This window comes from Nitrosospira multiformis, assembly GCF_900110185.1.
Lineage (GTDB): Bacteria > Pseudomonadota > Gammaproteobacteria > Burkholderiales > Nitrosomonadaceae > Nitrosospira > Nitrosospira multiformis_A.
On sequence record NZ_FOCT01000049.1, the window covers coordinates 1 to 1009 of the forward strand.

2 protein-coding genes are annotated in these 1009 nt (G+C 52.8%); both read left to right on the forward strand.

Annotated features, from left to right (window positions below; translation table 11 throughout):
* The first annotated feature begins 118 nt into the window (after positions 1-118).
* Positions 119-700: a recombinase family protein gene (locus BMY01_RS16930; RefSeq protein WP_074749272.1), complete on the forward strand. Its 582-nt coding sequence runs from the start codon at positions 119-121 to the stop codon at positions 698-700.
* Between the two features lie 3 nt (positions 701-703).
* On the forward strand, positions 704-931 hold the full coding sequence (locus BMY01_RS16935) for a hypothetical protein (RefSeq protein ID WP_074749273.1): 228 nt from the start codon (positions 704-706) through the stop codon (positions 929-931).
* Positions 932-1009: the final 78 nt, after the last annotated feature.

Sequence of the window (1009 nt, forward strand, 5' to 3'; positions counted from 1 at the left end):
TCATTAGGGCTTATCCCTAGTGAGAGATGTTTTAACCCCCCTAAAAGCCTATCACTGGATACAGATTTGATTTATGATCGGTGCTCTATCACAACATCTTTAGTCCGTGTGAGAGCAAATGATCATCGGCTACGCGAGAACTTCAACGATTGATCAGAGTGCCGGTTTCGAGGCGCAGCTCAAGGAACTTGAAGGCGTCAAGTGCGAGAAAATCTTTCGGGAACAGGTTTCCTCGGTTGCCGTTCGTGTTCAGCTTGAAGCTGCACTGGAGTTTGTGCGGCAAGGCGATGTTCTCGTGGTCACCAAACTTGACCGGCTTGCCAGATCCATAGGTGATCTCATGAGAATCATCCAGGCCCTGGAGCGAAAGGGAGCAGGATTGCGGGTTCTTAACCTCGGGATGGATACGAGCACGCCTACCGGAAAATTGATGTTGACCGTATTGGGAGGCATCGCCCAGTTTGAGAGGGAAATGATGCTCGAGCGGCAGAGGGAAGGTGTGGCCCGGGCCAGGGCAGCAGGTAAATACAAAGGAAGAAAACCCACCCCTGATGCAATCAGGCAGGAGGTAGTCCGTCTTGCAGGAGAGAGGATGACGAAGACTGCTATTGCTGGTCAACTAAACATCGGGGAAGCCACGGTGTACCGGATTCTCGCAGCAGCCTCAAAGCAAAGGATTCTCTCACTGGAAAGGGGTTAACGAATGGTTGCGCGCGCACGCTGGGAAACGGTGCAGCGCTGGTATGAGGCTGAGCTTGTTCGTGACTTACTGGGCGACTGGGTTCTTATGCGTCGATGGGGCAGTAAAACTTCCAGGCAACACGGAGAACTGGCCCATCTGGTAGCGGGAGAGGCCGAGGGAAGGCAATTTATTGATCGGATCCATTTAGTGAGACTACGGCGAAAGCCAGCTTACTGGCAGGTCTATTAATCGCTTGCCCTTGTGCCTTTGGAAAGACTGGAAGATGTGCTGTGGACTGCCCAAGTAGCGGATTGCGTCCCGGGATGG